The organism is Marinobacter sp. (genome assembly GCF_035268745.1).
GTDB lineage: Bacteria > Pseudomonadota > Gammaproteobacteria > Pseudomonadales > Oleiphilaceae > Marinobacter.
On sequence record NZ_DATFKH010000112.1, the window covers coordinates 1 to 1,260 of the forward strand.

General features: G+C 54.8%; 2 protein-coding genes. One reads left to right on the top strand and one right to left on the bottom strand.

Annotation, left to right across the window (positions count from 1 at the left end):
• Positions 1 to 78 precede the first annotated feature (78 nt).
• Positions 79 to 861 carry a hypothetical protein gene (locus VJ956_RS08375; RefSeq protein WP_324083746.1) on the bottom strand — a complete coding sequence of 261 codons (783 nt, stop codon included), beginning with the start codon at positions 859 to 861 and terminating at the stop codon, positions 79 to 81.
• Between the two features lie 112 nt (positions 862 to 973).
• Between VJ956_RS08375 and VJ956_RS08380 the strand changes: the two genes are divergently transcribed.
• Positions 974 to 1,198, top strand: coding sequence for an addiction module protein (locus tag VJ956_RS08380; protein WP_324083748.1), 225 nt, complete (start codon positions 974 to 976; stop codon positions 1,196 to 1,198).
• Positions 1,199 to 1,260 lie beyond the last annotated feature (62 nt).

The window sequence follows — 1,260 nt, forward strand, 5'->3', positions numbered from 1 at the left end:
ACATAGCAGAAGCCGGCGGAATCCACTAGCACCAGACGGCGGATACCAAAGTTGTAATTGCCTGGGCTCCCCTGGGAGTCACTCATCCAGAATCATCTCCTGTTCCATGAATTTGCCGGTCGATCGAAACGCCTTGGCCAGGGCAACAAAGCCAAGACCCTCTGCCAGCGATACCGCCCTGGTAAACCGCTCGGTAGAGTCTGGCATTTTGCAGAACCTGGCCAGCCACGGTTGCCAGTCACGCGGCTGCACAAAGGTGGCCTTGTCACCGAGCGAGGCCGCTATCGTCGAGAACATTCGCAGGCCACCGGCATCATAATCGAATGCGCAGAATACGTCTTCATAGCCGGTCAACCAGTCAAGAATCGCGCCCCGGGTAACCCGGTTGCCACCGCCCAACACCACATCGCAGTTCGTCAGCCGCAAAGGCCCTCCCAATGCCTCACTGGCAAAGTCGAGCATCTGTGAATACTGATAGAAATTACGCTCGTTCTCTACCATCAGCACGGACCGGGCCCGGTAAAAACCCATATCAACCGAATCCGCCCCGACAACGACCACATCCGGCCTGCCAGAAGCCAGCCCCTGATGATAAACGAGAACAAAACTGACCTCGGTGCCATGGCGGTGAGAATCGCCCTTCTTAGCGGCGTCCACGCGGCTTACCGGAGCCTCGGCCACACGCTGTAGCTCTGCGAACGCGGTTTCATCCAGAACAGTGACCACCCACCGGTTGGCTTGCACCTTTTCCGTCGCAAATAACTCCCTGTGGCGGCGCCGAAACTCATCCGGCAGCTTCTTCAGGAAAGCTTCATAGTTAATGGGCTGGCCACGGAGGATTCTCTCAAGGTAATCGTTCAAGGGCGTACCACGGTCATTCTTGGAGTTGCGTATGGGGTGGGAAGCAAAATAACTCATAAAGCGTTAATATGGATACCGTACATGGCCCCTCACCACGCTTGGAGCAAAAAATATGCGCCTTCAGGATTTAATTGACGAGGCTAGCGCCCTCCCCGTCGACGAACGAACGCTGGTTGTGGAGTCATTATTGAAAAGCCTAAACCCGATCGAAGCCAGCATTGACGAAAAATGGGTAGAAGTTGCCAAGAGCCGCCTGGACGAACTGGATTCCGGCAGGGTAAACCCAGTGCCCGGCGATGAGGTTTTCAAAAAGATTCGGAGCAGGCTGCAGAAATAATGGATTATTCCTTTCACCCCGCAGCGGAAGCGGAATTGAATGATGCAATCGATTACTACGAA

Bases quoted from the DNA above. Each gene is read 5' to 3' on its own strand.
- VJ956_RS08380 (WP_324083748.1), top strand. From the start codon at position 974: ATGCGCCTTCAGGATTTAATTGACGAGGCTAGCGCCCTCCCCGTCGAC.